The organism is Streptomyces sp. SID11385, from assembly GCF_010548245.1.
In the GTDB taxonomy this organism is placed as follows: domain Bacteria; phylum Actinomycetota; class Actinomycetes; order Streptomycetales; family Streptomycetaceae; genus Streptomyces.
This window is the reverse complement of the sequence record NZ_JAAGLR010000651.1, coordinates 1-235: the sequence shown is the minus strand read 5'-3', so window position 1 is coordinate 235 and position 235 is coordinate 1. Positions and strand designations below refer to the sequence as shown.

The 235-nt window shown below is 69.4% G+C and carries 1 pseudogene; it reads right to left on the bottom strand.

Annotated features, from left to right (window positions below):
* A pseudogene (locus G3I42_RS19575) lies at window positions 1–235 on the bottom strand (hypothetical protein); the annotation flags it as partial.

Below are 235 nucleotides of genomic sequence, written 5' to 3'. Positions count from 1 at the left end.
TGCGCGCTGCTGATCACCCAGAAGAGGACGAGCGGGATCGTGCGTTCCGTCCAGGGGATCTGGGTGATCAGCAGCGCGCAGAGCATGGCCCATGCCGCCTGGCTCAGGACGATGCGGGACCAGGGCATGCGGCGGATGAGGGAGCGGAGGTTGACCTGGATGCCGGCGCGGAGGCGGCGGTAGCGGAGCAGGGCGCCGAGGGTCCAGATGACCGCCATCGGGACGAGGTCCCACA